Origin of the sequence: Lentzea sp. CC55 (genome assembly GCF_021056325.1) — a bacterium.
Lineage (GTDB): Bacteria > Actinomycetota > Actinomycetes > Mycobacteriales > Pseudonocardiaceae > Lentzea > Lentzea jiangxiensis.
Genome location: NZ_JAJCXE010000046.1, coordinates 207,830 through 233,104 on the forward strand (window position 1 = coordinate 207,830; position 25,275 = coordinate 233,104).

General features: G+C 70.7%; 30 protein-coding genes and 1 pseudogene. 20 read left to right on the forward strand and 11 right to left on the reverse strand.

Annotated features, from left to right (window positions below):
- The first annotated feature begins 100 nt into the window (after positions 1 to 100).
- The 4 genes from L6E10_RS30200 to L6E10_RS30215 are packed head-to-tail and all read left to right on the forward strand — an operon-like array spanning position 101 to position 2,221.
- Positions 101 to 1,285, forward strand: coding sequence for a hypothetical protein (locus tag L6E10_RS30200; RefSeq protein ID WP_236223548.1), 1,185 nt, complete (start codon positions 101 to 103; stop codon positions 1,283 to 1,285).
- The gene (locus L6E10_RS30205) at positions 1,282 to 1,581 is read left to right on the forward strand and encodes a hypothetical protein (RefSeq protein ID WP_236223549.1); all 300 of its coding nucleotides are present in this window, start codon (positions 1,282 to 1,284) and stop codon (positions 1,579 to 1,581) included. The genes L6E10_RS30200 and L6E10_RS30205 overlap by 4 nt, the downstream gene beginning before the upstream one ends.
- The gene (locus L6E10_RS30210; protein WP_236223550.1) at positions 1,578 to 1,943 is read left to right on the forward strand and encodes a sigma-70 region 4 domain-containing protein; all 366 of its coding nucleotides are present in this window, start codon (positions 1,578 to 1,580) and stop codon (positions 1,941 to 1,943) included. The genes L6E10_RS30205 and L6E10_RS30210 overlap by 4 nt, the downstream gene beginning before the upstream one ends.
- Positions 1,940 to 2,221 (forward strand): hypothetical protein, encoded by a 282-nt coding sequence (locus tag L6E10_RS30215; RefSeq protein WP_236223551.1) that lies wholly within the window; start codon positions 1,940 to 1,942, stop codon positions 2,219 to 2,221. The genes L6E10_RS30210 and L6E10_RS30215 overlap by 4 nt, the downstream gene beginning before the upstream one ends.
- Positions 2,222 to 2,516: 295 nt before the next feature.
- Here the strand turns inward: L6E10_RS30215 and L6E10_RS30220 are convergent, their stop codons facing one another.
- Positions 2,517 to 2,687, reverse strand: coding sequence for a hypothetical protein (locus tag L6E10_RS30220; protein WP_236223552.1), 171 nt, complete (start codon positions 2,685 to 2,687; stop codon positions 2,517 to 2,519).
- 492 nt (positions 2,688 to 3,179) lie between these two features.
- A complete protein-coding gene (locus tag L6E10_RS30225; RefSeq protein WP_236223553.1) occupies positions 3,180 to 3,416 on the reverse strand; it encodes a hypothetical protein in 237 nt (78 codons plus the stop codon).
- A gap of 602 nt (positions 3,417 to 4,018) precedes the next feature.
- Between L6E10_RS30225 and L6E10_RS30230 the strand changes: the two are divergent.
- Positions 4,019 to 4,780, forward strand: a pseudogene (locus tag L6E10_RS30230) (aldo/keto reductase); the annotation flags it as partial.
- A 9-nt stretch (positions 4,781 to 4,789) separates the two neighbouring features.
- Here L6E10_RS30230 and L6E10_RS30235 read toward each other — a convergent pair.
- Positions 4,790 to 4,990, reverse strand: coding sequence for a hypothetical protein (locus tag L6E10_RS30235; protein WP_236223554.1), 201 nt, complete (start codon positions 4,988 to 4,990; stop codon positions 4,790 to 4,792).
- A gap of 16 nt (positions 4,991 to 5,006) precedes the next feature.
- Between L6E10_RS30235 and cobU the strand changes: the two genes are divergently transcribed.
- From cobU to cobS, 3 genes are read left to right on the forward strand one after another with little or no spacing between them, the layout of a single operon-like run.
- On the forward strand, positions 5,007 to 5,561 hold the full coding sequence (gene cobU, locus L6E10_RS30240; protein ID WP_236223555.1) for a bifunctional adenosylcobinamide kinase/adenosylcobinamide-phosphate guanylyltransferase: 555 nt from the start codon (positions 5,007 to 5,009) through the stop codon (positions 5,559 to 5,561).
- Positions 5,554 to 6,615 carry a nicotinate-nucleotide--dimethylbenzimidazole phosphoribosyltransferase gene (cobT, locus tag L6E10_RS30245; RefSeq protein ID WP_236223556.1) on the forward strand — a complete coding sequence of 354 codons (1,062 nt, stop codon included), beginning with the start codon at positions 5,554 to 5,556 and terminating at the stop codon, positions 6,613 to 6,615. Before cobU ends, cobT begins: the two co-directional genes overlap by 8 nt.
- On the forward strand, positions 6,612 to 7,313 hold the full coding sequence (gene cobS, locus L6E10_RS30250; RefSeq protein WP_236223557.1) for an adenosylcobinamide-GDP ribazoletransferase: 702 nt from the start codon (positions 6,612 to 6,614) through the stop codon (positions 7,311 to 7,313). Before cobT ends, cobS begins: the two co-directional genes overlap by 4 nt.
- Here the strand turns inward: cobS and L6E10_RS30255 are convergent.
- A complete protein-coding gene (locus L6E10_RS30255) occupies positions 7,310 to 8,398 on the reverse strand; it encodes a branched-chain amino acid aminotransferase (RefSeq protein ID WP_236223558.1) in 1,089 nt (362 codons plus the stop codon). The two genes, cobS and L6E10_RS30255, sit on opposite strands and share 4 nt — an antisense overlap.
- A 92-nt stretch (positions 8,399 to 8,490) precedes the next feature.
- On the opposite strand from L6E10_RS30255, the gene L6E10_RS30260 reads away from it, so the two are divergent.
- Entirely contained in the window at positions 8,491 to 8,760 is a 270-nt protein-coding gene (locus tag L6E10_RS30260; RefSeq protein ID WP_236223559.1) for a hypothetical protein, read from the forward strand.
- Here the strand turns inward: L6E10_RS30260 and L6E10_RS30265 are convergent.
- The gene (locus L6E10_RS30265) at positions 8,684 to 9,958 is read right to left on the reverse strand and encodes an amino acid permease (RefSeq protein ID WP_236223560.1); all 1,275 of its coding nucleotides are present in this window, start codon (positions 9,956 to 9,958) and stop codon (positions 8,684 to 8,686) included. The genes L6E10_RS30260 and L6E10_RS30265 overlap by 77 nt on opposite strands.
- 196 nt (positions 9,959 to 10,154) lie before the next feature.
- Here L6E10_RS30265 and L6E10_RS30270 point away from each other — a divergent pair, with 196 nt between their 5' ends.
- Positions 10,155 to 11,627, forward strand: coding sequence for a leucyl aminopeptidase (locus L6E10_RS30270; protein WP_236223561.1), 1,473 nt, complete (start codon positions 10,155 to 10,157; stop codon positions 11,625 to 11,627).
- Between the two features lie 54 nt (positions 11,628 to 11,681).
- Here the strand turns inward: L6E10_RS30270 and L6E10_RS30275 are convergent, their stop codons facing one another.
- Positions 11,682 to 12,281: a nucleotidyltransferase family protein gene (locus L6E10_RS30275; RefSeq protein WP_236223562.1), complete on the reverse strand. Its 600-nt coding sequence runs from the start codon at positions 12,279 to 12,281 to the stop codon at positions 11,682 to 11,684.
- A gap of 385 nt (positions 12,282 to 12,666) precedes the next feature.
- On the opposite strand from L6E10_RS30275, the gene L6E10_RS40960 reads away from it, so the two are divergent.
- From L6E10_RS40960 to L6E10_RS30290, 3 genes are read left to right on the forward strand one after another with little or no spacing between them, the layout of a single operon-like run.
- Positions 12,667 to 12,939: a S1 RNA-binding domain-containing protein gene (locus L6E10_RS40960; RefSeq protein ID WP_236223563.1), complete on the forward strand. Its 273-nt coding sequence runs from the start codon at positions 12,667 to 12,669 to the stop codon at positions 12,937 to 12,939.
- A 50-nt stretch (positions 12,940 to 12,989) separates the two neighbouring features.
- The gene (locus L6E10_RS30285) at positions 12,990 to 13,451 is read left to right on the forward strand and encodes an OsmC family protein (protein WP_236223564.1); all 462 of its coding nucleotides are present in this window, start codon (positions 12,990 to 12,992) and stop codon (positions 13,449 to 13,451) included.
- A gap of 47 nt (positions 13,452 to 13,498) precedes the next feature.
- Positions 13,499 to 14,551, forward strand: a complete 1,053-nt coding sequence (locus L6E10_RS30290; protein WP_236223565.1) for a MerR family transcriptional regulator — start codon at positions 13,499 to 13,501, stop codon at positions 14,549 to 14,551.
- Here the strand turns inward: L6E10_RS30290 and L6E10_RS30295 are convergent.
- The gene (locus tag L6E10_RS30295) at positions 14,548 to 14,874 is read right to left on the reverse strand and encodes an oxidoreductase (RefSeq protein WP_236223566.1); all 327 of its coding nucleotides are present in this window, start codon (positions 14,872 to 14,874) and stop codon (positions 14,548 to 14,550) included. The two genes, L6E10_RS30290 and L6E10_RS30295, sit on opposite strands and share 4 nt — an antisense overlap.
- Before the next feature lie 181 nt (positions 14,875 to 15,055).
- Between L6E10_RS30295 and lpdA the strand changes: the two genes are divergently transcribed.
- The 6 genes from lpdA (at position 15,056) to L6E10_RS30325 (ending at position 21,059) form a co-directional block, all read left to right on the forward strand.
- A complete protein-coding gene (lpdA, locus tag L6E10_RS30300; protein ID WP_236223567.1) occupies positions 15,056 to 16,444 on the forward strand; it encodes a dihydrolipoyl dehydrogenase in 1,389 nt (462 codons plus the stop codon).
- 51 nt (positions 16,445 to 16,495) lie between these two features.
- Positions 16,496 to 18,250 carry a 2-oxoglutarate dehydrogenase, E2 component, dihydrolipoamide succinyltransferase gene (gene sucB / locus L6E10_RS30305; protein WP_236223568.1) on the forward strand — a complete coding sequence of 585 codons (1,755 nt, stop codon included), beginning with the start codon at positions 16,496 to 16,498 and terminating at the stop codon, positions 18,248 to 18,250.
- 104 nt (positions 18,251 to 18,354) lie between these two features.
- Positions 18,355 to 19,245 (forward strand): TIGR01777 family oxidoreductase, encoded by an 891-nt coding sequence (locus tag L6E10_RS30310; RefSeq protein WP_236223569.1) that lies wholly within the window; start codon positions 18,355 to 18,357, stop codon positions 19,243 to 19,245.
- The gene (locus L6E10_RS30315) at positions 19,242 to 19,820 is read left to right on the forward strand and encodes a phosphatase PAP2 family protein (RefSeq protein WP_236223570.1); all 579 of its coding nucleotides are present in this window, start codon (positions 19,242 to 19,244) and stop codon (positions 19,818 to 19,820) included. The genes L6E10_RS30310 and L6E10_RS30315 overlap by 4 nt, the downstream gene beginning before the upstream one ends.
- Positions 19,777 to 20,505, forward strand: coding sequence for a lipoyl(octanoyl) transferase LipB (lipB, locus tag L6E10_RS30320; RefSeq protein WP_236223571.1), 729 nt, complete (start codon positions 19,777 to 19,779; stop codon positions 20,503 to 20,505). Before L6E10_RS30315 ends, lipB begins: the two co-directional genes overlap by 44 nt.
- Before the next feature lie 56 nt (positions 20,506 to 20,561).
- Positions 20,562 to 21,059: a hypothetical protein gene (locus L6E10_RS30325; protein WP_236223572.1), complete on the forward strand. Its 498-nt coding sequence runs from the start codon at positions 20,562 to 20,564 to the stop codon at positions 21,057 to 21,059.
- 18 nt (positions 21,060 to 21,077) lie between these two features.
- On the opposite strand, the gene L6E10_RS30330 is transcribed toward L6E10_RS30325, so the two are convergent.
- From L6E10_RS30330 to L6E10_RS30340, 3 genes are read right to left on the reverse strand one after another with little or no spacing between them, the layout of a single operon-like run.
- Entirely contained in the window at positions 21,078 to 22,007 is a 930-nt protein-coding gene (locus L6E10_RS30330) for an LLM class F420-dependent oxidoreductase (RefSeq protein WP_236223573.1), read from the reverse strand.
- 11 nt (positions 22,008 to 22,018) lie between these two features.
- Complete coding sequence (locus L6E10_RS30335; protein WP_308102919.1) at positions 22,019 to 23,017, reverse strand: CaiB/BaiF CoA-transferase family protein; 999 nt, start codon at positions 23,015 to 23,017, stop codon at positions 22,019 to 22,021.
- Positions 23,017 to 23,307, reverse strand: coding sequence for an antibiotic biosynthesis monooxygenase (locus L6E10_RS30340; protein ID WP_236223574.1), 291 nt, complete (start codon positions 23,305 to 23,307; stop codon positions 23,017 to 23,019). Before L6E10_RS30340 ends, L6E10_RS30335 begins: the two co-directional genes overlap by 1 nt.
- Positions 23,308 to 23,419: 112 nt before the next feature.
- Here L6E10_RS30340 and L6E10_RS30345 point away from each other — a divergent pair, with 112 nt between their 5' ends.
- Positions 23,420 to 24,214 (forward strand): cyclase family protein, encoded by a 795-nt coding sequence (locus tag L6E10_RS30345; RefSeq protein WP_236223575.1) that lies wholly within the window; start codon positions 23,420 to 23,422, stop codon positions 24,212 to 24,214.
- Between the two features lie 139 nt (positions 24,215 to 24,353).
- Here L6E10_RS30345 and L6E10_RS30350 read toward each other — a convergent pair whose 3' ends face one another.
- Positions 24,354 to 25,271: an acyltransferase domain-containing protein gene (locus tag L6E10_RS30350; protein WP_236223576.1), complete on the reverse strand. Its 918-nt coding sequence runs from the start codon at positions 25,269 to 25,271 to the stop codon at positions 24,354 to 24,356.
- Between the last annotated feature and the right edge of the window lie 4 nt (positions 25,272 to 25,275).

A 25,275-nucleotide genomic window follows, 5' to 3' on the forward strand; every position in this document is an offset into this window, starting at 1 on the left:
GACTGGTTGACCACCGTCCTGCGTGAGCACGGCCTGACCGTGTCCGCGTCCACCATCCGCAACTACCGGCGAGCCACTCGCCAGGAAGGGGGTGTCCACGTTGGCTGACAGCCTGACGGAGCAGCTCCTCGCCAAGCCGGTCGGCCCTGCGATCCCCCCGCGAGCCGCCAGCCCTGAGCGCGACTTCACCCGCGCGGTCGAGGTCTCCGGCGACACCGCCGAAGTCGTCGTCCGCAGTGACGTCGAGGTCGACGAGAGCGCGGCGGCCAACTTCCTGCGTGAGAAGGGCGAAGACCCGGCGCTGTGGGAGGTGACCGGCTTCCGCTCCTCGGAGTGGACGATGGCCTCGGGCGAGACCGGGATCTCCACCCGGTACAGCTTCGCCCGGCGCGGCACCGCGGCCAGCACCGAGCGCCCGCCGCTCGACGAGCTGTTCGCCGAGATCCGCGTCCAGAAGCCGACCGCCAGCCGCGCAGACGGCGACCACGGCTACATCGTCGCCCTCGGGGACACCCAGTTCGGCAAGATCGACGGCGACGGCGTGGAAGGCACGCTCAAGCGGGCCATCGACGGCATCGACCGGGCGGCCGAGCTGCTGGAGCTGTACCGGCAGCGCTTCGACATCGGCCACGTCCACATGGCGTGGCTGGGCGACCACACCGAAGGCTTCGTCTCGCAGGGCGGCGCGAACGTGTGGCGCACGCGGCTCACGCAGACCGAGCAGATTCGCCTGCACCGCCGGGTGATGCTGCACGCGCTGCTCACGTTCGCCCCGCTGGCCCGCCGGCTGACCCAGGCCGCGGTGCCCGGCAACCACGACCAGGCCGTCCGCATCCAGGGCAAGGGCCTGACGCGGTACGACGACAGCCACGACACCGAGTCCCTGATCGCCGTCTCCGACGCCGCCAAGCTCAACCCGGACGCCTTCGGGCACGTGGAGTTCTACGTCCCGGAGACCGACGAGCTGACCGTCGTGCTCCCGGTCGCCGGCACGGTCGTGGCGCACGCCCACGGGCACCAGTGGCGGCCCGGCAAGCACTTCGAGTGGTGGAAGGGCCAGGCGTTCAACACCGCCTCGCCGATGCACCAGGCGGACCTGCTGCTCGCCGGCCACCTGCACCACGAGCACATCGACAGCGACGGACGTCGCCTGTTCGTTCAGCCGCCCGCACTGGAGTCGGAATCGACCTGGTGGCGGCACTCCAAGGGCACGACGGGTCATCCGGGCCTGATCGTCGCCGTGACCAAAGACGGGGCCGTAGGCCCGCTGGAGGTGGTTCGTTGAACGACCGGACTGACTGGCGAGTGGCGCAGCTCGCCCCCGTCGTGAACGCGATCAGCATCGCGGCGGGCAGCATCGCCCGCGACTTCGGCCACGTCGTCGAGATCGCCGACCTGAAGCAGGACGCGGCCATCCTCGCCGCGACCAACCCCGACCGAGTCCTGGCCTACCTCGCGGACGAGGCCAACCCCGGCCACCTGGTCCGGTGGCTCTGGTCGAGGCTGCGGGACCAGTACCGGCCGGTCGTGCGCCGGGCCAACCGAGTCGTGTCGACCGACCGCCTGGAGGCGGGAGTTTGACCTACACCCCGGAGCAGGTCGAGCGACTCCTGCCGACCGTCTGGGGTAGGGCGTGGGCCTGGGGGATGCAGAACTCCCAGGCCCCCGACCCGGACATGCCCCGCTCGTCGTCGGTCGCCTCGCACGCTGGCACCTACTGGGCGCACCTGGCGGACATCAGCTCCGCCTGGCACCGAACCTTCCTGACTCGAGAATTGCGGGTCGCCCTCTTCCTCACCCACGCCTGCGGCTGGACCCAGGAGGAGATCGCGGAGCACGAGCAGGTCAGCCAGCGCGCGATCAGCAAGCGCCTGGCCCGCGGCCTGGAGCTGATCACCAACCACCTCAACCACGGCACGATCCACGAGGAGGCCGCCGCGTGACCTTCCAGAACATGCACCACGACCAGCGTCCGATGGGCAGCCCGCCCCCGGTCGACCCGGAGTGCTTCGCCAGCCGGGTTCCGGCCCGGCGCCCCGTCTGGAAGCTGCACCCCTCCCTCGGTCGCGCCAGGGCGGCGGTCGCCTACACGGAAGGCCGCAAGGTCCGCGGCGGCGAGGTGTGGAGGCTCGCAGACGGCCAGTGGCAGTTGATGCACACCGTGGAAAGCGGAACTTCCGCGCTCGACCTATCCTGGCGCTCCGGAGATTACGCCTCCTGAGGCCCGACCGGGGCCGGAGCGCCCCAGGCCGGCCAGACAACAAAGAGCCCCCGCCGATCCCTTCGGCGGGGGCTCTTTGCGTACCCATGACCTGAGCGGTCGAGGGCTATCCAGGTTCCTTGCTCGATTGGGGCTCTATGCACCTCCTACTGCTTGTCCTGTGTGGACTGTGAAGACGTGTCGGTGTCGGGGGTCGGCTTCACGCAATCCGAGCAGCCTGAACACGCACGGCGCCTGATCCACAGAGGGTTGTCCGACATGTGCATGACTTGTCCGCTTCCTCCGCAGCCCACTGTTACGGCTTCCTCCGCGGGTCCCGCTTCCAGAAGACCTTCCGGTACAGGGCCGCGAATTGCTCCCGCCAGAGCGCCCAGATGATGAAGAGGACCGAAGGGATGGCCACGCCGGCACCGATCCATTGCGCGGTGCCGAACTCCTGAGCTATCAGCATTGCCGCCTGGTTCATGCGACACACTCCGGGAGTTCAGCGGGGGCAGCCGTCGTCGCGCTCTGGGTGTAGGCGCGCACGAACTCGTCAAGGCAGAGCTGGTAAGCATGAGCCCTGCTGAGCCTTCTCTCGGCGTGCTCCGGTTCGAGGCCCGAGGCCCCGCTGCGGATGTGGGCAATTCGATTGGTGAAGATGCGGATTATGGCCTCGGTGTCGGGCCAGCCGTGCTCGATGATGTTCCGCGATGCCGAGAGCACATCCAGTGGGACTCCGGCCGGGACTGCGTGCTGAACGTGCGACAGCCCCGTCACGTCTCAGCCCGCCGAAGCCGAGGGCATCCCGCACCTTGCAATGCGTCGCTTGCCCCTGGCCCAGACGGGCTGTAGGAGTCAAGCGACCTTCTCTGCCGCGCGAGGCGGCAGTCCGCTTGGGTATTCATGGAGTTGTCCTAACTGATTGCCGTTGTGCAACTTGATGCCTGCTCAGTATGCGCGGCGTTACACGGTTCGGCTACACCTGGGCGTCGTCCATCAGGGTGATGATCTCGTCGGCCACCTTCGCCGCCTCACCGCGGACCACGTACCGAATCGGCTTGATGTAGACCATCGAGGCGCCCGCCTCCAGGTCCGCGATGGCGTCCCTCAGCGTCGCCTTGCGCTTCTCGCTGCGCCCTGGCGTCATGGCTGCCCGCAACTCCGCCAGAATCTCGTCCCGCGTCCCGTGCGCCCAAGCCGTATGCGTAATCACGCCGGAAGGGTAGCTTCCGGTCCACTCGGCGGAAGTTCCGCTGCGAGATCCGCGACGCAACTACCGGGCACCCTCGCTCGCGAGGTTCCGCAGGGTCGGCGCGAACTTCCTGGAGCCGTTGTTCCGGCGTCCGGCGGCTCCCGTGGCGACCGGAAGGCCGTCCGGGTTCCGGGCCGCGGGTCGGCCGCGCATACTCGACCACGTGATCGACAGGTTGGGCAGTCGCGCCGAGCCTCCGCGCCGGCCGGGGCGCATCGTCCGATGCAGTCCACCTCGGCCGTGCTGGGTGCACCTCGACAGGGTCCACCGGATCGACGGGCGACCACGGCTCGCCTTCCCCGAGGGGCTCGACCTTCAGTCGCGAGTGCCCGGCGAGGTGCACTACTGGCGGATGACCACCACGGGCCACTGGGCGGGATACGTCTCGTATCGGATCTCGCAGGAGGGCGACGGGGGCCTGGTCATGAGCCACATGGTGATCGAGACCGCGTTGGAGATGCGAGGCGATGCGCCAGCCCGACCCGAGTAGCGCTGAATGCCCCGCCAGCTCCGCCAGTGCGTCTACCTGCGGAGACGAGGACCAGTGCGGTTAGCCGAATCGAGAGAACTTGACGAAGGTCTACTGGCCGACCGGTCCCGGCGGTCCCAACGACCGCGGGCTCGGCCGCAAGCACGTCATGGAGTCGGCCAACGCCTCCCTGAAGCGCCTGCAGACCGACTACGTCGACCTCTACCAGGCGCACCGGTACGACCACAGCGTGCCGCTGGAGGAGACGATGCTGGCGTTCGCCGACCTCGTCCGCCAGGGCAAGGTGCTCTACGTCGGCGTCTCCGAGTGGACCGCCGAGCAGATCACCCGCGGTGCCGCGCTGGCCCGCGAGCTGCAGGTGCCGTTCGTGTCGCACCAGCCGCAGTACTCGATGCTGTGGCGCGTCATCGAGCCGCAGGTCGTCCCCACCTGCGAGCGCGAGGGCATCAGCCAGATCGTCTTCTCCCCCATCGCCCAGGGCATCCTGACCGGCAAGTACCTGCCGGGCGCCGAGGCTCCGGCGGGGTCGCGGCTGGCCGACGAGCGCGGCTCGCAGATGATCGCCCGCTGGATGCGCGACGACGTGCTCAACGCCGTGCAGCAGCTCAAGCCGATCGCCGACGAGGTGGGCGTCACGCTGGCGCAGCTCGCCGTCGCGTGGGTGCTGAAGAACCCGAACGTCGCCTCCGCGATCATCGGCGCCTCGCGTCCCGAGCAGGTCCGCGAGAACGTCAAGGCCGTCGACGTCGAGCTCGGCGACGACGTGCTGGAGAAGATCGACGCCGTGCTCGAGGGCGTCGTCACCGACGACCCGCGGCTGACCGCCCAGGGCTGAGCCCGCTCGTCAGGAAGCAGGGTGCAGGCTCATCGGGCCGTACACCTCGGATTCCGACCGCAGCAGCGTGACCTGCTCGACCCCGGCGTCGAGCAGGTCGCGCCACCGGTCGCCGAACCACTCCTCGGCCTGCGTCTGGTCCGCGAACATCACATCCGGGCCCGTGACGTCCCGTCCCTGTGCATCCTGGTAGCGCCAGCGGTATTCCACGGACGAAGGCTAACTCTTGTCATCTCGGACGCTCGTGCTCGGAGGAGCGCGTTCCGGCAAGTCGGCGCACGCGGAAGGTCTGCTCGCCGAGCCGGTCGTGACGTACGTCGCCACTGCCCGCCGCTACCCCGACGACCCGGACTGGGACGCACGGATCGCGCAGCACGTCGCGCGGCGTCCCTCCACCTGGCACACCGTCGAGGCGCCGGGTCCCGAGGACCTGCCCGCGCTGCTCACCGCCACCGCCTACGACGACCCGCCGATCCTGGTCGACGACCTGTCGACGTGGCTCGTCGGCGTGCTCGACGACGCCGGCGCGTGGGAGGGGAACGTCTCCGACGTCGTCACCGGTGCCGTCGACAAGCTCGTGTGGTCGGTCGCCACGTGCCGGGCCCGGCTCGTGCTCGTGACGGCGGAGGTCGGCCTCGGCGTCGTTCCGTCGACGCGCTCTGGCAGGCTCTTCCGCGATCACCTCGGCGCGCTCAACGCACGCGTCGCCGAGGTGTGCGACGAGGTCACCCTCCTCGTCGCGGGCATCCCGCTGAAACTGCGGGAGAGACGACATGGTTAAGGAGCCGCAGGTGAGCACCGAGTTCCCGCCGGTGGAACCGCCGGACGAGACCGTTCTGCGCGAGGCGGAGGCCCGCCACGCGGTGCTGACCAAGCCGGTCGGCTCCCTCGGACGGCTCGAGGAGCTGGGCAACTGGGTCGCGGCCTGCCAGGGCGTCGTGCCGCCGAAGCCGTTCGTGCGGCCGCGGGTCGTCGTGTTCGCGGGCGACCACGGCATCACCGCGCAGGGCGTCTCGGCGTTCCCGAGCGAGGTGACCGGCCAGATGGTCGCGAACTTCCTCACCGGTGGCGCTGCGGTGAACGTGCTCGCGCAGGTCGCGGGCGCCACGGTGCGCGTGGTGGACATGGCGGTCGACGCGGACACCCCCGCGGCGGTCAGCCAGCACAAGGTGCGGCGCTCGTCCGGGTCGATCGACCGCGAGGACGCGCTCACCTATGAGCAGTGCGAGCTCGCGATCGCGGCGGGCCGCGCGCTCGCCGACGAGGAGGTCGACGCGGGCGCCGACGTGCTCGTCGCCGGGGACATGGGCATCGGCAACACGACCCCCGCGGCCGTGCTGATCGCGTCGCTGACCGGGTCGGAGCCCGTCGCGGTCGTCGGGCGCGGCACCGGCATCGACGACCAGGCGTGGATGCGCAAGACGGCGGCGATCCGGGACGCGCTGCGCCGGGCCCGCCTGCAGATCAGCGACCCGGTCGCGCTGCTCGCCACGGCCGGTGGCGCGGACCTGGCGGCGATGGCCGGGTTCCTCGCGCAGGCCGCGGTCCGCAAGACCCCGGTCGTGCTCGACGGCGTCGTCGTCGGCGCGGCCGCCGTCGTCGCCGAGGAGCTCGCTCCCGGTGCGCGCGAGTGGTGGGTCGCCGGGCACCGGTCGGCCGAGCCCGCGCACGCGATCGCACTCGGGCACCTGAACCTGAAGCCGCTGCTGGAGTTCGACATGCGGCTCGGCGAGGGGTCCGGTGCGGTGGCGGCGCTGCCGTTGCTGGTGTCGGCGGTGAAGGTGCTCGCCGAGATGGCCACCTTCGAGAGCGCCGGCGTCACGAACAAAGAATGAGACTGGCTTTCTCCTGGCTGACGGTCCTGCCGCTGCGCGTCGACGACGTCGACCGCAAGGCGGCGGGCCGAGCCATCGCATGGACACCCGTCGTCGGCGTCGTCATCGCCGCGTTCGTCGTGGCCGTGCTCCAGCTGCTCGCGATATCCGATATACCGGCGTTGGTGGCGGGCTTCGTGGTCGTCGGCGTCGTCGCCTTGGCGTCGAGGGGCATGCACCTCGACGGGCTCGCCGACGTCGCCGACGGGCTCGGGTGCTACGGACCGCCGGAACGCGCGCTCGCGGTCATGAAGGACGGCGGCGCCGGGCCGTTCGGCGTGGTCTCGCTGATCGTGGTGCTGGGCGCGCAGGCCGCCGCACTCCCCCACGCGCACTGGGGCGTCGTGCTGCTCGCGTTCGCGACGAGCCGGGCCGCGTTCGGGATCTGCTGCCTGCGCGGCGTGCCCGCCGCACGACCGGAGGGGCTCGGTGCGCTCGTCGCCGGCACACAGCACCCGGGGATCGTCATCGGGACGTGGGCCGTGCTCGCGCTCGCGGCGGTCCCGCTCGGCATCCGTGCCGTCGTCGCCGTCGTCGTCGCGGGTGCGCTGGTGTGGGGACTCGTGAAGCACACCGGGAAGCGTTTCGGCGGCATCACCGGTGATGTGCTCGGTGCTGCCGCCGAAATCGCGCTTCTGGCCGTTCTGGTCGTCGCTTAACCCAGGGTCGTCATCCAGCCGTGGGAGTCGGCGACGTGGCCGTGCTGGAGGCCGGTCAGGCGCTCGCGCAGCTTCATCGTCACCGAGCCGGTGCCGCCGTCGGCGATGTCGAACTCGCCACCGGCGTGCTTGACGTGGCCGACCGGCGTGATGACCGCCGCCGTGCCGCAGGCGAAGACCTCGGTGAGCTCACCGGAGGCGTTGGCCTTCTCCCACTCCTCGGTCGAGATGCGCCGCTGCTCCACGGACAGGCCGAGGTCGGCGGCCAGCTCCAGCAGCGAGCTGCGGGTGATGCCCGGCAGCAGCGTGCCGGTCAGCTCCGGGGTGACGACCTTGTCGCCGAAGACGAAGAACAGGTTCATGCCGCCCATCTCCTCGACCCAGCGGCGTTCCACCGCGTCGAGCCAGACGACCTGGTCGCAGCCCTTTTCGGCGGCTTGTGCCTGGGCCACGAGGGAGGCGGCGTAGTTGCCGGCGAACTTGGCCGCGCCGGTACCACCGGGGGCCGCGCGGACGTACTCGGTCGAGAGCCACACGCTCACCGGGCGGACGCCGCTCGCGAAGTAGGAGCCGGCGGGGGAGGCGATCAGCACGTAGAGGTACTCGGACGCGGGTCGCACGCCGAGGCCCTTCTCCGTGGAGATCATGAACGGCCGCAGGTAGAGGGATTCCTCCGCGGCGGACGGCACCCAGCGGTTGTCGACCGCGAGGATCTGCCGCACGGACTCCAGGAAGAGCTCGTCGGGGAGTTCGGGCATCGCCATGCGGCGGGCCGAGGCGCGGAAGCGCTCGGCGTTGGCCTCAGGGCGGAAGGACGCGATCGAGCCGTCGGGCTGCCGGTAGGCCTTGAGCCCTTCGAAGATCGCCTGGCCGTAGTGCAGCACCATTGCCGCGGGGTCCAGTGCGAGGGTGGAGTACGGGCCGACTTCAGCGTCGTGCCAGCCCTTCTCGCGGTTCCAGCGGATCGTCACCATGTGGTCGGTGAAGTGCTGCCCGAAGCCCGGCTTGGCAAGTACCTCCGCTACGCGCTCCGGGGTCGCCGGGTGCGGGTGGGGAGTCCGGGTGAAAGGCAACTCGCTCGTCATGTGAGCACGGTAACCCGCTGGTCGGGATACGGAAAATCGTCTTCCCAAAACTCGGACGTCCTACTAAGTGAAGCTCTATAGAGTCCTTGTTCATGACCAAGGAAGAAGGATCTTCACGGGGTGCCGACGTCCGCACCGTCTCGCAGGCCGCGCTGCTCGTCCTGGGCACCGGCATGACGCTGCTCGACGGATGGGTCATCGGCGGTGTGGGAGGAGTCGTCGCCGCGGTCTTCCTCGCCGTCTTCTTCCTGGCCTTCTACTACGGCATCAGCAAGGAGAAGCCCTCTACGAACGGCCGGGTGTACGGGCTGGCGGTGTGCGTCGGAGTGACTCTTCTCGTTTTTCTGTCCGTGACTCTTTGAGCGACGCGCGGAGAGACGCCGTCAGTCCGATGAGGCCGGTGCCGGCGCCCAGCGCCGCGATCGAGATCAGCAGCGCGGGCACCGGCAGGCTCATCGCGAGCAGCACCGAGAGCCCCAGGCCGAGGCAGGCCGTGCGCATGGGCCACGTGCGGTCGTTCTGCAGCAGCACTCGAGCCGACGCGTTGGTGAAGGCGTAGTAGAAGAGCGTCGCGCACGCTGCCACGCCCAGCGCCGTCGCGAGTGGCATGAGCACCACGGCGAGCACGCCGGCGACGGTCAGGACGAGGCTCAGCACCCCCGGCTTCAGGCGCGTCGGCAGGTCGCCGTCCTCGGCCAGCCCGGTGAGCGTGCGGTGCGCGGACGCCAGCACGAAGTGCAGCACCGCCACCCCGGCCACGGCCGCGGCCACCTGCACGAGCGGCACCAGTGCCGAGGCGTCCGCCGCGACGAGGGCGTCGCGCAGCGGAGCCGGCGACAACGCGAGGCGCGCGCTGCCCAGCTGGCGGAGCACTCCGGCGCCCACGGCCAGGTAGACCGCGAACGACAGTCCGACGAGGATCGGGATCGCGAACTTCAGCACCCCGGGCGGATGCGGCTGTTCACCGCGGTGGGGCGCGGTGATGCGTTCGAAGCCCGCGAACGCCGTGAACATCAGGCCGGCGACACCGACGAGCTCGTTGGGGGTGCCCGTCTCCCCCGCCGACGGCACGGGCGCGATCGAGAAGCTCGACGCGACCACGAGCGCCAGCACGGCGAGGACGACCAGCGACACCACCACGCTGACCCCGGTGGTGAAGCGGAACCCGGCCGCGCCGAGCACCGCCGTCGCGACGACGAGGGCGAGCGCGCCGGCGACCGGCTGGTCCGGCACCACGTACGCGCCGAACATCGACGCCACGGCCGCCGCCATCGCGGCGCGGCCGACGAGGTGGGCGCTCGCCGTCATCCTTGCGGGCCACACGCCGAGCTGGGCACGTACGTATCCGTAACCGCCGCCGATGTCCGGGTAGGCACGGGACTGGTCGGCGGTCGAGAAGGCCGAGCAGAGGGCGGCGAGCGCGGTCACGGCCAGCGCCGGGAGCAGCCACCAGCCCGCAAGACCTGCGGCAGGGGCTAATCCGGCGAAAACACCCGCTCCGAGCACGGCGGGGAGACCGAGCGCGACCGTCGTCACGATCTCGCGAGGCGTGGGGGTCACCGGTACACGTTCTCAGATGCGTCATCCGGCCGTAACCACCCGGTCGACTGATACGTGAAACGGGCGAATCGCCACTGTGCGCAACTGTGAACGTCACGGATTGCGGCGAACGTGGCGGGCCTCGCCGTGGGTGGACCAGTCCGACCTTTAGCATGGGTCACGATCCCGAGCCCCCGCACGAACCCTGGAGCAGCACGTGACAGCCCCGAAGCTGGCCCTCACCGAGGGTGACCTGAGCACCACCGCCGCGGACGCAGTCGTCGTGGGCACCCTGCAGGGTGCGGACGGTCTGGAGCTCGCCCCCGGTGCCGAAGCGGTCGCCGCCGCGTTCGACGGCGCGCTGCTCGACGTGCTCGGCACGCTGCGCGCGTCCGGCAAGGCCGACGAGCTCGTGAAGGTGCCGACGTTCGGCAAGATCGCCGCTCCGCTCGTGCTGGCCGTGGGCCTCGGCAAGAGCGCGGGCGAGGAGCAGGTGCGCCGCGCGTCCGGTGTCGCCGCCCGCGCGCTGGCCGGCAAGAAGCGCGCGATCACCACGCTGGCCGCCCTGCACGTCGGTGCCGCGGCCGAGGGCACGCTGCTCGGCGCCTACACGTTCACCGAGTACAGGTCCGACAAGGGCGAGGCCCCGGTCGCGAGGGTCGACCTGCACGCCGCCGGTTCCAAGGAGAACAAGGCCGCGCTGAAGGCCGCCGTCGCGATCGCCGAGGCCGTCGCCACCGCGCGCGACTTCATCAACACCCCGCCGAACGACCTCTACCCCGGCTCGTTCGCCGACCGCGCCGCGAAGCTCGCCACGGCGGCGGGCCTCGACGTCGAGGTGCTCGACGAGAAGGCGCTGAAGAAGCAGGGCTTCGGCGGCATCCTGGGCGTCGGCGGCGGTTCGACGCGCCAGCCGCGCCTCGTGCGCATCTCGTACAAGGGCGCGAAGGCTGTCAAGAAGGTCGCGCTCGTCGGCAAGGGCATCACGTTCGACACCGGCGGCATCTCGATCAAGCCGGCCGCGAACATGGACGAGATGACCTCGGACATGTCGGGTGCCGCCGCGATCGTCGCCACGATGGTGCTCGCCGCGAAGCTCAAGTACCCGCTGGAGATCATCGCGTCGATCCCGATGGCGGAGAACATGCCGTCCGGTGACGCGTACCGCCCCGGCGACGTGCTGACCATGTACGGCGGCAAGACCGTCGAGGTCCTCAACACCGACGCCGAGGGCCGCCTGATCCTGTCCGACGCCATCGTGCGCGCGTGCGAGGACGGCCCGGACTACCTGATCGAGACCGCGACGCTGACCGGCGCGCAGGTCGTCGCCCTGGGCAAGCGCACCTCGGGCGTCATGGGCTCGGACGAGTTCCGCGACCGCGTGGCCTCGATCGGCACCGCCGTCGGCGAGTCGGCCTGGCCGATGCCGCTGCCGGAGGAGCTGCGCGCGGACCTCGACTCGCGCCTCGCCGACCTCGCGAACGTGACCGGGCACCGCTGGGGCGGCATGCTCGCGGCGGGCCTCTTCCTGCGCGAGTTCGTGGCCGAGGGCGTGCAGTGGGCGCACATCGACATCGCCGGCCCGGCGTTCCACACCGGCGGCCCGTACGGCTACACCTCGAAGGGCGGCACCGGTGTCCCGGTGCGGACCATCGCGGCCGTGCTGGCGGACATCGCGGCCAACGGCTGAGTCCTCCGGCGCGAACGGGCGGGGATCCTCCGGGGTCTCCGCCCGTTCCGCTTTTCAAGGCCACGGGAGCACCTGCAGCGCCGGCCACTGCTCGCGCCACCTCGCGGTCTTCGTCTCGTAGACGTGGCGGGGAGCCAGGACCGGGTTCGGGCGCACCACCAGGTTGAAGACGTCCGACAGACCGTGCGGCGCGTAGACGCGCCACCGCCCGTCCCGCTCCAGCCGGACGCCGACGCAGCACGTGGTGGCGGCGAACGAGTCGATGGCCGCTTCGGTCGACCCGTGGGGTGGGCAGGGGACGCCGAACTTCCGCTCGTACCAGAGGTGGACGCGGGCCTCGTTGCGGATCTCGACCGTCGCGGGCAGACCGGCGAACCTCCGCGCGCCCGCTCTGATGACGGTGTCCTCGGCGTCCCAGGACAGGTCGGGGTCGAAGTAGAACAGGTCGTGGTCCAGGACTCCTTCGGCCGGGGGCCTGCCGGTCACCACGTTCCACACCGTCTGGACCACGCAACCGGCCGTGAGGTACCAGTCGGGCAGCCTCAGCTCGGCCGCTCCGCCGAGGACCTCCACCAGGATTTCGTTGCTTTCGAGGATGGTCCGCAACGCCGCGAGCTGTTCGTCGACGGGCAATCGCCCGAGCTTCGTCTCCACGGCCGGATCATCGCCCTTTCCCGATTCGAGGTGGGCGGAATTCCGGAGGCCGGCGGAAAACGCCGCGGCCGGTCGTCCCCGGTTCGAATTCGCCGGCCGAGCCTCGCCACCCGATGCCTCCCACCGCCCTTGCAACGGCTCGTTTGCGGACGAAGTCAAAAGACTTGTTGCAAAGGTGCAGTTCAGCGCGGTCGCAAAACTGATATATCGGTTTGGGTGGAGTGCTGGGTGTGTTGGCTGGCGTGTGAGAGGTGCTGTCGGCCGCGTTCCGGGAGCGGTGGCCGCGGTGCCGAAGTGGGGTAATGGTGGCGATGAGCGAGTTTCTCGCCGGCCTCGACAAGGACATGGTCGTCGAGGGCGATGTGAGTGCGATTTTCCGTTCGGGGTGTTCGTCGCACTGGACGGGGCGCCCGGTCCGGTGGCGGCGCTGGTGCGCATTCCGCAGATTTCCTGGGAGCGGATCGACCACCCGGGCGACGTGCTGGCGGTCGGCGACCGGGTGCGGGCGCTCGTGCTCCACGTCGACCTCGAACGGGAGCAGGTGTCGCTGTCGATCAGGGCGTTGCTGCCCGAGCCGCCCCCGCGGGAGAAGACCGAGAGCGAGGTCCTGCTGGAGATGCGGGTGGAGGCGTTGCGCCGGAAGCTGCGCGAAAGCTGACGCGTCCGGCGGGGCTGGGCCCCCGCGGCCGGGCGGAGGAGGATTTCCGCATGGGGACGCATCACTACGAGGCCGACGTCGTGTGGACCGGGAACACCGGGAGCGGGACGTCCGGGTACAAGACCTACGAGCGCGCGCACGAGATCCGGGTCGCGAGCAAGGCGACGATCCTCGGGTCGTCCGATCCGTCGTTCCGCGGTGATCCGAGCCGGCACAACCCCGAGGAGCTGCTCGTCGCGTCGCTGGCGCAGTGCCACATGCTGTGGTTCCTGCACCTCGCGTCGGTCAACGGCGTCGTCGTCACCGAGTACCGCGACCACGCGACCGGAACGATGGCGGAGCACCCCGACGGGTCGGGGCGGATGACCGAGGTGCTGCTCCACCCCGTCGTGGCCGTCGCCGATCCGGCGACCAGGGAGATGGCGCAGGCGTTGCACGAGAAGGCGCATTCGATGTGCTTCATCGCGGCGAGCGTGAACTTCCCCGTGCGCCACGAGCCGACCGTGGTGTGAGGAAAGGGCTTGAGCCTCGAGTCGGTCGAGGCCCCGGGGTGGCGCTCATGACGAAGCAGCTGTACCCGATCGGGCACGTCGCGCGCCGCACCGGGTTGAGCGTGAGCGCGATCCGGTGCCGCGCGGACGAAGGTGTCGTGCCGCCCACCAGTCACACCGATGGCGCCTATCGGCACTACGACGTCGAAGCCGTCGCACGGCTGGAACTCGTGCGGACGTTGCGCGACCTCGGGGCGAGCGTCGAGGACGTGCGCAGGGTGCCGGCCGAGGAGCTGACGTTGCACGACCTCGCGAGCACGCACCCGGGCATCGTCGAACGGCAGTTGCGGCACCCGGGGGCGCGCCGGGCGGTGCTGAGAACCGTGGTGAGCCAGGGCGGCAGCGCGCGGCAGGTGGCGTTGGCGCAGGAGCTCGTCTCACTGTCCGATGAGGACCGTGAACGGCTGCTCGACGAGTTCTGGGACGAGGTCACCGAAGGGCTCGCCGTGCACCCGGCTTTCGCCGCGCACCTCCACCGGCTGCTGCCCGACGAGCCGGCCACCGAGCAGTCGCAGGCGTGGATCGAGCTCGCGGACATGGTGCGGGACGAGGACTTCCGCGGCGAGGTGCGGAGGTTCTTCCACGGCGCCTTCGCCGCACCGGAGGCGAGGGCGGTGACGTCGCCGGAGGTGATGGCGCGCGTCGAACGGCATCGGCTGGTCGAGGTCGAGGCGTGGGAGGCGGAACGGTCCGGAGTGGAGCCGGGTTCGGAGCGCGGGCGGGAGAGCGCGGGCCGGTTGCTCGCCTTGCTCGCCGAGGCTCACCGCGGAGGTGACCGGGTCCGCGCCGGAGGCGACCGGGCCGCGGCGGGCGCTGATCGAACCCGATCCGGTGGTCGACGAGCACGCGCGGCGGGCCGTCGCGGAGTTCGGGGGCGTGCTGGACCGGTGCGCGGCGCTGGTGGCGACGATCAACGGCACGCCGGACGAGGCCGGCGGTGGGGCGAGCGAGCGGTGGGTGGCCGCCGCGATGGCGCGCTCCAGTGGCGCGTCGCAGGACGTCGGCGGTGTGATCCACGCTCGGCGTATCCCGCCGGCGGCGTTCCGCACCGCACCGACTAGCCGTTGCCGAGCTTCTTCTGGCGCGCGGTGTAGTCGCGCATGCGCTTGGGGTAACCGACGATGCCCGCGTCGTAGATCGGCATGCCGAGTTTGCGTGCGAACGACCTCGCGGCGTCCGGGGAGGCGATCCTGCGGCGGGTCCACTCGCCGTCGTGGGCGACCAGGACCACAGTGGTTTCCGTCACCGTCGTCCTGGGTTCCACATAGGCTTCGACACCCTGGCGGCTCTTCGTCCACTGCTCGAGGTGGCTCGTGTCCTGGTTGGAGGCGGTGCGCAGCACACCAGGGCGTGACTTCCTGCGGAAACGGTCGAACAGCCCCATCGGGCACCTCCTGTGCTTGCCTGCACCATCGTGCCAGGAAAGGGTGTTATGAGTAGGTGAATGATCGGGATCGTGACGCGGTCTCCCCATGCCGGATCACCGCGCTCCGGCAACTAGTGACAAGATGGCCGCGTACCTCGCGCGCACCCGCGCGTAGTAAGTAATCCCGAGGAGATCCGAAGTGACTTCGCCGGAACTGGAGTCGGCCACCAACGCCGATCTCGTCATCCTCGGCGGCGGTTCGGGCGGCTACGCCTGCGCGTTCCGCGCGGCCGAGCTCGGCCTGTCCGTCGTCCTGGTCGAGAAGGACAAGCTGGGTGGCACCTGCCTGCACCGCGGCTGCATCCCGACCAAGGCGCTGCTGCACGCGGCCGAGGTCGCGGACAACGCCCGCGAAGGCGACCAGTTCGGTGTGAAGTCCTCGCTCGAGGGCATCGACATCGCCGGCGTCAACTCGTACAAGGACGGCGTGATCTCGCGGCTCTACAAGGGCCTGCAGGGTCTCGCGAAGGCCAACAAGGTCACCTTGGTCGAGGGCGCCGGCACGTTCGTCGGCCCGAACACCGTCGAGGTGAACGGTCAGCGCTACGTCGGCAAGAACGTGGTCCTCGCGACCGGTTCGTACGCCCGCAGCCTGCCCGGTCTGGAGATCGGCGGCCGGGTCATCACCAGCGACCAGGCGCTCAACCTGGACTTCATCCCGGAGAAGGTCGTCGTGCTGGGCGGCGGCGTCATCGGCGTGGAGTTCGCGAGCGTGTGGCGCTCGTTCGGCGCCGACGTGACCATCGTCGAGGCCCTGCCCCGCCTGGTCCCCGCCGAGGACGAGTACGCGTCCAAGCAGCTGGAGCGCGCGTTCCGCAAGCGTGGCATCAAGTTCAAGACCGGCGTGAAGTTCACCGGCGCCACCCAGTCCGACTCGGGTGTCTCGGTCACGCTGGAGAACGGCGACGTCCTCGACGCCGACCTGCTGCTCGTCGCGGTCGGCCGCGGTCCCAACAGCGCGGGTCACGGCTACGAGGAGGCCGGGATCACCATCGAGCGCGGCTTCGTGATGACCGACGAGCGGCTGCGCACGAACCTGCCGAACGTCTACGCCGTCGGCGACATCGTGCCGGGCCTGCAGCTCGCGCACCGCGGCTTCCAGCAGGGCATCTTCGTGGCCGAGGAGATCGCGGGCCAGAACCCGAAGGTCATCGACGAGGCGGGCATCCCGCGCGTCACCTACTGCAAGCCCGAGGTCGCCTCCGTCGGTCTCTCCGAGGCCGCGGCCAAGGAGAAGTACGGCTCGGCCGAGACGTTCGTCTACGACCTCGCGGGCAACGGCAAGAGCCAGATCCTCAAGACCGCCGGCGGCGTCAAGCTCGTCAAGGCGCCCGACGGCCCGGTCGTCGGCATCACCATGGTCGGCGAGCGCGTCGGCGAACTCATCGGTGAGGCCCAGCTGATCTACAGCTGGGAGGCTTACCCGGAGGACGTGGCCCCCCTGGTCCACGCCCACCCGACCCAGACTGAAGCCCTCGGCGAGGCGTTCCTCGCCCTGGCCGGCAAGCCGCTGCACGTGCACGGCTGACCGTTCCCCACACAAAGTCAGCCACACGAGAGCACGAGGAGTCAGCGAACAATGGCCTTCTCCGTCCAGATGCCCGCACTCGGTGAGAGTGTCACCGAGGGCACGGTCACCCGGTGGTTGAAGCAGGAAGGCGACCGGGTGGAGGTGGACGAGCCGTTGCTCGAGGTGTCCACCGACAAGGTCGACACCGAGATCCCCTCCCCCGCGGCGGGCGTCCTGCAGAAGATCGTCGCGCAGGAGGACGACACCGTCGAGGTCGGTGGCGAGCTCGCGGTCATCGGTGACGGTGACGGCGGTTCCGCCGAGCCCGCGCCCGCCCCGGCGCAGGAGTCCGCCCCCGAGCCCGAGCCGCAGCAGACGCAGCCGGCTCCGCAGCAGCCTTCCGAGGAAGCCCAGGAGGCTCCCGCGGCGCCCGCCCAGTCCGGTGGTTCCGCCGAGGGCACCGACGTCACGATGCCCGCGCTCGGCGAGTCCGTCACCGAGGGCACCGTCACCCGCTGGCTGAAGCAGGTCGGCGACAGCGTCGAGGTCGACGAGCCGCTGCTCGAGGTCTCGACCGACAAGGTCGACACCGAGATCCCGTCGCCGGTCGCGGGCACGCTGCTCGAGATCGTCGCCGGTGAGGACGAGACCGTCGAGGTCGGCGGCAAGCTCGCCGTCGTCGGTTCCGGCAGCCCGGCGGCGCAGTCCGCTCCCGCGCCGGAGTCGAAGCCCGAGCCGAAGCAGGAGGCCCCCGCCCCCGCGCCGAAGCAGGAGGAGGCCCCGAAGCAGCAGGCCCCGGCTCCGCAGGCCGCCCCGGCCCCGGCGCCGAAGCAGGAAGCGCCCGCTTCTTCTGCGTCTTCCTCGGACGACGCGAACGGCACGCCGTACGTGACGCCGCTCGTGCGCAAGCTCGCGTCGGAGAACGGCATCGACCTGGGCTCGCTCAAGGGCACCGGTGTCGGTGGCCGCATCCGCAAGCAGGACGTGCTCGCCGCCGTCGAGGCCAAGAAGGCCCCGGCTCCGGCGCCCGCCGCCGCCGCTCCGGCCGCCACCGCCCCCGCCGCCCGCACCGCCACCCCGGCCGCGGCCGACAACTCGGGCAAGCGCGGCACCGTGCAGAAGCTCCCGCGCCTGCGCCAGATCGTCGCGCAGCGCACGCGTGAGTCGCTGCAGCAGTCGGCCCAGCTCACCCAGGTGTTCGAGGTCGACGTCACCAAGATCGCCCGCCTGCGCAACCAGGCGAAGAAGGCGTTCGAGGCTCGTGAGGGCGCGAAGCTCACGTTCCTGCCGTTCTTCGCCAAGGCCGCCATCGAGGCGCTCAAGGCCCACCCGGTGCTCAACGCGTCGATCGACGAGGAGCGCAAGGAGGTCACCTACCACGGTGCCGAGCACCTCGGCCTGGCGATCGACACGGAGCGCGGCCTGCTCAACGCCGTGATCCACAACGCCGGTGACCTGAACCTGTCGGGCATCGCCCACAAGATCGGTGACCTGGCGGCGCGCGCCCGGTCGAACAAGCTCACGCCGGACGAGCTCGCCGGTGGCACGTTCTCGCTGACCAACCTCGGCAGCAACGGCGCCCTCTTCGACACCCCGATCATCCAGCAGCCGCAGGTCGGCATCCTGGGCGTCGGCGTCGTGAAGAAGCGCCCGGTCGTCCTGACCGACGAGGACGGCAACGACACGATCGCGATCCGCTCGATGATGTACCTCGCGCTCACCTACGACCACCGCCTGGTCGACGGTGCGGACGCGGGCCGCTTCCTCACGACGGTCAAAAACCGTCTCGAGGAGGGCGCGTTCGAGGCCGACCTCGGTCTCTGACGCGGCAACGCCGATGTGAAGGCCACCCCGGGTCCCGCCCGGGGTGGCCTTCGGCACATTCGTGCCACTGTGCACGGAATGGTCCGGTGCGGAACGATCCAGGCATGCGAGTCGTCATCGCGGGATCGTCCGGCCTGATCGGTACGAGCCTGGTCGCGTCCATGCGCGCCGCGGGTCATGAGGTGCTGCGACTGGTGCGCCGCAAAGCCGCCGCCCCCGACGAACGCGGCTGGGACCCGTACGCGGGCCGCGTCGACGAGGGCACGTTCGACGGCGTCGACGCCGTCATCAACCTGTGCGGCGCGGGCATCGGCGACAAGCGGTGGGACGACGCGCGCAAGCAGGTCCTGCACGACAGCAGGGTCGTCCCGACCGAGGTGCTGTCGGCGGCGGTCGTCGAGCACGGCGTGCCCGCGCTCATCAACTCCTCCGGCGCCCACTTCTACGGCGACACCGGTTCGCGGCTCGTGGGTGAGGACGCGCCGGCCGGGCACACCTACATGGCGCGGCTGACGCAGGACTGGGAGGCGGCGACGTCCGCGGCCCAGGCGGGTGGCGTCCGGGTGGTGCTGATGCGCACCGCCGTCGTCATCTCCCCGTCGGGTGGCGTGTTCGGCCGGTTGAAGCCGGTGTTCCAGTTCTTCCTCGGCGGCAAGCTCGGGACCGGGGAGCAGTTCTTCCCGTGGGTGTCGCTGGACGACGTCGTGTCCGCCTACCGGTTCGTCACCGAGCACCAGGAGATCCGCGGCCCGGTCAACGTCGCCGCGCCCACTCCGGCGACGAACGCCGAGTTCACCAAGGCGGCCGGTGCGGCGCTGAACCGGCCGACGCCGTGGGTCGTCCCGGCGTTCGCGCTGAAGACGCTGCTCGGCGGCGAGATGGCGCAGGAGCTGCTGCTGAGCGGTCCCGGCCTCACGCCGGGGGTGCTGGAGGCGCACGGGTTCCCGTTCCTGCACCCGGCGCTGCCGGCCGCCCTGAGCGCGGCGGTCGCATGACTCGTGCGTTCGCCGCGGTACTGGTGATCTCGTGGATCCTGCTGGGACTGCCGGAGACGACGGCGCTCGACGTCTGGACGCACGACGTGCTGCCGAGACCGGACTGGCTGCGGGCCACGGCGTTCGCGGTGAGCCTGGTCCTGGGGCCGACGGTCGGGTGGGCGTTCGCGGCGGTGCTGTCCGTGCTGGCCTGGCGGCGGCGCGACCCGCGGCTGTGGAAGGCGCTCGCGGTGCACGCCCTGTGCTGCGCGACGATCTTCACGCGGTTCCTCTTCGACCGCGTGCGCCCCGTCGAGTACCACCTGCCGAGCTACCCGAGCGGGCACACCGTGGCGGTCGCGTCGGTCTGCTTCACCCTGGTCGTCCTGCTCCGGCGAGGAGTTCTGTGGGCCGTGCTCGCGGTGCTGGTGGCCGGGTTCGCGAGGGTCGTGCTGGAGATGCACTGGGTCACCGACGTCCTCGGCGCGGCGCTGGGTGTGACGGGCGTCGGACTCTTGGCGGCCACCGCTCTGGGGTTGGTAACGTCGGGTCGTGAACTCGTGCCGCACCTCGTCAGACCCCGTCGTCATCCGTGAGCTGGGGCTCATCGACTACATGGCGGCGTGGGACCTGCAGAAGGAGATCGCCGAGGCTCGTGCCGCCGGCACCAGCCCGGACACGCTGCTGCTGCTCGAGCACCCGCCCGTCTACACCTGCGGCCGGCGCACCCTCGACGAGGAACGCCCGCGCGGTGGTGACACCCCGGTCGTCGACGTCGACCGCGGCGGCAAGATCACCTGGCACGGCCCCGGCCAGCTGGTCGGCTACCCGATCGTCAAGCTCGCCGACCCGATCGACGTCGTGGAGTACGTGCGGCGCGTCGAGCAGGGCCTGATCGACGTCTGCGACAAGCTCGGCGTGCACACCGGCCGGGTCGAGGGCCGCAGCGGCGTGTGGCTGCCCGCCGACGACAGGGGTCCGGAGCGCAAGGTCGCCGCGATCGGCATCCGCGTGCAGCGCGGCGTGACCATGCACGGCTTCGAGATCAACTGCAACGCGAGCCTCGACGCGTTCGACGACATCATCCCGTGCGGCATCAAGGACGCGGGCGTCGCTTCTCTCTCGCACGAGCTGGGCCGCGACGTCACCGTCGCGGAGGTGCTGCCGATCGCCCGTGACTCCGTGCTCGCGGCGCTCGACGGCACGCTCCCCCTTACGGACCGCACTTTGACCCGTTCCGGCCCCGTCGCCGCGGGTATCACCTTCGCTAGCATTCCGTAGCCCCGCGGCGGGGAGCGGCGGAGTTCTCCTCCGGGGCCTGCGGAGGAGGGTGCGTCGTGAGGCTGTCCCGACGCCAGTTGTTCACGGCTGCCGGTGTCACGGCACTGGTGGCGGCGGGCACCACGTCGACCGGGCCGGTGGCGGTGGCCGCGCCCGTGCGCGCGTGGTCCGGCGAGATCGGGGTCGCGGAGTGGGAGCGGTACTTCCTCGGGCTCGACGGCGGCGCGCACCAGAAGGCGCTCGGCGCGCTCGGCATCCCGCACCGCGACGGCGTGCGCGCGGACGAGCAGTACCTGGTGGTGCCGGTCGAGTCCGTCCGGCGGGCGGCGCTGGAGTTCGGTGACCACGCCGCCGCCGACGTGCTGCGCGAGCGGTTCGGCCTCGACTCGCCGTCGATGCTCGGGCGCGGGCTGGAACTGGTGCTGGGGCGGCGCGGGCTGGAGCAGCGCTACCTCGACGACCCCGGCCTGCAGCTGCGGTACATCGGACATCGGCGACCGTTCGCGCGGCACGTCCTGCCGATGCCGGCGGCGGTCCGCGAAGCGCTCGCCTGATGCCCGATGTCCGTCGTCTCAGAGCTGGGGAGCCACGTCCGACGCGACCTCGGTGAGGTGGTCGAGGTCGGCGAGGTCGAGGACCTGCAGGTACACCCGCCGCACACCGGTCGCCTCGCGCCACTTCCCGATGCGGTCGACGACCTCGGCCGGGGTGCCGGCCAGGCCGTTCTCCTTGAGCTCGTCGACCTCGCGGCCGATCGCGGCGGCACGGCGGGCGACGTCGGCGTCGGTGCGGCCCACGCACGCGACGAGCGCGACGGAGCGGATCAGCTCCTCCGGGTCGCGGCCGATCTCCTCGCACGCGGCGTCGACGCGCCCGAACTGCTCCACCGCGGCGTCGATGCCGACGAACGGCAGGTTGAACTCGGTGGCGTAGGACGCGGCGAGCGCCGGGGTGCGCTTGGCGCCCATGCCGCCGATCAGCACCGGGACGCGTTCCTGCGCGGGCTTGGGCAGCGCGGGCGAGTCGGTGAGCGAGTAGTGCTTGCCCTCGAACGAGAACGTGCCGCCCTCGGGGGTCTCCCACAGGCCGGTGATGATCGCGACCTGCTCCTCGTAGCGCTCGAAGCGCTCCCCCAGCGCCGGGAACGGGATGCCGTACGCGGTGTGCTCGGCCTCGTACCAGCCGGCGCCGATGCCGAACTCCACGCGGCCGCCGGACATCTGGTCGACCTGGGCGACGCTGATGGCGAGCGGTCCGGGGTGGCGGAACGTCGCGGCGGTCATCAGCGTGCCCAGGCGGATCGTCGACGTGTCGCGGGCGAGCCCGGCGAACGTGATCCACGGGTCGGTCGGGCCGGGCAGACCGTCGACCGACCCCATCTTGAGGTAGTGGTCGGAGCGGAAGAAGGCGCCATAGCCGGCGTCCTCGGCCGTCCGCGCCACGCGGAGCAGGTCGTCGTAGCTCGCCCCCTGCTGGGGCTCGGTGAAGATGCGCAGTTCCACGAAGACCGAATCTAGTCGCTGGAAAAGCGCGGCGCAGGGACGGCGGCGCCTTCCTGCGTGAACACACCCCTGGCCACCAGGTGCGGGTGCGAGGACGCCTCCCGCAGCGTCAGCACCGGCGTCACGCAGGCGTCGGTCGAGGCGAACACCTCCGACCACTCGTCGCGCGTCCGGGTCAGGAACACCTCGGCGAACGTCTTGCGCAGCAACGGCCAGGAGTCGCGGTCCCCCTGCTCGGGCAGGTCGACGGCGTTCAGCCCCAGCCCGGCCAGGAGCAGGGCGTAGAACTGCGGTTCCAGCGACCCCACGGCGACGGAACGGCCGTCCGCGCACTCGTAGATCGAGTAGAACGGGCACCCGCCGTCGAGCAGGTTCGCGTCCGGCGCGTCCTGCCACACCGACTGCGCCTTCATCGACCAGATCATCTGCGCGAGCGACGCCACGCCGTCGACGATCGCCGCGTCGACGACCTGGCCGCGCCCGGTGCGCTGCCGCTCCCACAGCGCCGCCAGCACGCCCAGCACCAGGTAGAGCGATCCGCCACCGAAGTCGCCGACGAGGTTCAGCGGCGGTTTGCCGATCGCGTGCAGCACCCCGGTCACCGACAGGTAGTTGATGTCGTGCCCGGCGCGCTGGGCGAGCGGGCCGTCCTGGCCCCAGCCGGTCATCCGCGCGTAGACCAGGCCGGGGTTGGCCGCGAGGCAGTCGGACGGTCCGAGCCCGAGCCGTTCCAGCACGCCGGGGCGGAAGCCCTCGATCACCACGTCCGCGGACGAGATGAGCGACAGGACCGCGGCCCGGCCCTCCGGCGACTTGAGGTCCGCGGCCACCGAACGCCTGCCGCGCAACAGGAAGTCGCGGGAGGCGTCCGGCACCACGGACAGCCCGCCGGACGGGCGCTCGACGCGCGTGACCGTCGCGCCGAGGTCCGCGAGCAGCATCGCGCCGTGCGGACCGGGGCCGATGCCGCCGAACTCGACGACCTGCAGTCCGTCCAGTGGACCCATGATCAGGCTTCGAACGACAGGCGCGGGTTGTAGATGGCGCCCGAGGACTCGGCGAGGCCGCGCATCGCCTTGGCGTGGTTGCCGAAGTCCGGGTGCGCCAGGGCGGCGCGCAGGGCGTCGGCGCTCTCCCACAGCGCGATGTTGATGTAGGAGGCCGGGTCGTCGAGCTGGCGCGAGAGCGTGTACTCGATCAGGCCCGGCTGCTCGCGCAGGAAGGCCGCCGTCTCGTCGAAGGCCTTCTCGAACTCCTCGGGGTCACCGGTGAGCGTGAAGCGGTTGAGGAAGGTGATCATGAGGTGGCACTCCCTGATGCAGCGGTGTCGGCGATTTCCCTTTGTTTCTCGGTAAAACCATGCACACCGCGTCTTGAGACGTGCTCAAGGAACGCCCGCCAGGCTCTGCACCATGCGCATCATCGATCTGTCTTCCCACATTGACGCATCCGCGTACGAAGCGGACCCGGTGACGCACGAGGTGCTCACGGCCGCCCAGGGCGCGGAACACATGGCCGAGCAGCTCAAGGCGCGGCTCGGCATCGAGTTCGACGTCTCCGTGCTGCGGGACTCCGAGTTCCTCACGCTGGACCGGATCAGCCTCACCTCCCACACCGGCACGCACGTCGACGCGCCGTCGCACTACGGCTCGAAGACCACGTACGGCAACGGGATCCCGCGCCACATCGACGAGATGCCGCTGGAGTGGTTCCACAACCCCGGCGTGAAGCTCGACGTGCGCGGCCACGGCACCGGCGTCATCGGCGTCGAGGTGCTCGAGAAGGAGTTCGCGCGCATCGGTTACACGCCGAAGCCGATGGACATCGTCATCCTCGACACCGGCGCCGCCGAGCACGCGGGCACCCAGACCTACTTCACCGACTACACCGGACTCGACGGCCCCGCCACGAACTTCCTGCTGGACCTCGGGGTCAAGGTGATCGCGACCGACGCGTTCAGCCTCGACGCGCCGTTCCCGGACATCGTCAAGCGCTACCTGCGGACGAAGGACGAGAGCGTGCTGTGGCCCGCGCACTTCGCCGGCCGCGACCGCGAGTACTGCCAGATCGAACGCTTGGCGAACCTCGACGCCCTGCCGGACTTCGGCTTCACCGTCGTCGCGTTCCCGGTCAAGATCAAGGGCGCCGGAGCGGGCTGGACGAGGGCCGTGGCCCTGCTCGACGACCAGACCTCAAGTGAGAGCTGAATCACCGTACTTACCTTCGCAGGTATGGAAAACAGCGACGTATGGCCACCCGAGAACGAAGACCACATCGTCCGCGGCATCGACTAGCAGCGCTCAAGGGCCGCCCTCCGGGAGAGGGCGGCCCTTGTGGTTCACGAGCTCACACCAGACGGGCACGAGCCGTTTCCACGGAGTCGGCGGCGTCCAGCAGCGGCAGCACCTGGGAGGCACCGGACCGCACGGCCTTCGTGCGGCGCGCGAACGACGTCAGCGTCTGGCCCGGCCCCGCCTCCACCAGCAGCACGTCGTGCATCGCCACCAGCTCGGTGAGCGCCGGTCCGAAGTAGACGGCGTCGGTCAGCTGGCGCGTCCAGAACCGCGGGGACAGCGCGTCCTCCTCGGTCATCAGCTTGCCCGTGTAGCCGGAGTACAGCGGCATCGACGGCGCCACGGGGGAAGCGCTCCACGACGCCAGCGCCTCGTCGACGGCGGGCTGCATCGCCGGGCTGTGGAACGGCGTCGACGCCGGCACCGTCACGACGACGTACTCGTCCGCCTCCAGCCGCGCCCGCACGCGTGCCAGCGGCTCGTCGGAGCCCGCCAGCATCGTCTGCCGGGCCGAGTTCACGGCGGCGATCGCGACGTCGCCCTCCAGGTACGGCAGCAGGTCGGCCTCGGAGGCCGCGACGGCGAGCATGCCGCCGGACGGGATCGGCACGGCGGACAGCACGCGGTCGCGCACCAGGGACACGGCTTCCTCCAGCGAGAACACGCCCGCCAGCGTCGCCGCGACGACCTCGCCGGCGGAGTGCCCGATCAGCGCGACGGGCTCCACGCCCCACGACAGGACCGTGCGGCCCAGCGCGTAGTCGACCGCGAACAGCAACGGCTGCGCGCGGGACACGTGGTCGATGTCGGCGCCGGACAGCCAGTCCTCGCAGGCGACCGAGCCGACCTCGCCGAAGAGCTCGAACACCTCGTCGGCCACCGAGGTGAACACGGCGTCCGTGCCGTACAGGGAGGCCGCCATCCGCGGGTACTGCGACCCCTGCCCGGGAAACATCAGTGCTACGTCCACAAGT

What these genes read in the sequence shown, in the direction of transcription:
- cobT (WP_236223556.1), top strand. Translation starts at nt 5,554, where the DNA reads ATGGTTAAGGAGCCGCAGGTGAGCACCGAGTTCCCGCCGGTGGAACCG.
- L6E10_RS30340 (WP_236223574.1), bottom strand. Translation starts at nt 23,307, where the DNA reads ATGATCACCTTCCTCAACCGCTTCACGCTCACCGGTGACCCCGAGGAG.
- cobS (WP_236223557.1), top strand. Translation starts at nt 6,612, where the DNA reads ATGAGACTGGCTTTCTCCTGGCTGACGGTCCTGCCGCTGCGCGTCGAC.
- L6E10_RS30345 (WP_236223575.1), top strand. Translation starts at nt 23,420, where the DNA reads ATGCGCATCATCGATCTGTCTTCCCACATTGACGCATCCGCGTACGAA.
- L6E10_RS30255 (WP_236223558.1), bottom strand. Translation starts at nt 8,398, where the DNA reads ATGACGAGCGAGTTGCCTTTCACCCGGACTCCCCACCCGCACCCGGCG.
- L6E10_RS30295 (WP_236223566.1), bottom strand. Translation starts at nt 14,874, where the DNA reads ATGGGGCTGTTCGACCGTTTCCGCAGGAAGTCACGCCCTGGTGTGCTG.
- L6E10_RS30285 (WP_236223564.1), top strand. Translation starts at nt 12,990, where the DNA reads ATGGGGACGCATCACTACGAGGCCGACGTCGTGTGGACCGGGAACACC.
- sucB (WP_236223568.1), top strand. Translation starts at nt 16,496, where the DNA reads ATGGCCTTCTCCGTCCAGATGCCCGCACTCGGTGAGAGTGTCACCGAG.
- L6E10_RS30220 (WP_236223552.1), bottom strand. Translation starts at nt 2,687, where the DNA reads ATGAACCAGGCGGCAATGCTGATAGCTCAGGAGTTCGGCACCGCGCAA.
- L6E10_RS30290 (WP_236223565.1), top strand. Translation starts at nt 13,499, where the DNA reads ATGACGAAGCAGCTGTACCCGATCGGGCACGTCGCGCGCCGCACCGGG.
- L6E10_RS30310 (WP_236223569.1), top strand. Translation starts at nt 18,355, where the DNA reads ATGCGAGTCGTCATCGCGGGATCGTCCGGCCTGATCGGTACGAGCCTG.
- L6E10_RS30260 (WP_236223559.1), top strand. Translation starts at nt 8,491, where the DNA reads ATGACCAAGGAAGAAGGATCTTCACGGGGTGCCGACGTCCGCACCGTC.
- L6E10_RS30315 (WP_236223570.1), top strand. Translation starts at nt 19,242, where the DNA reads ATGACTCGTGCGTTCGCCGCGGTACTGGTGATCTCGTGGATCCTGCTG.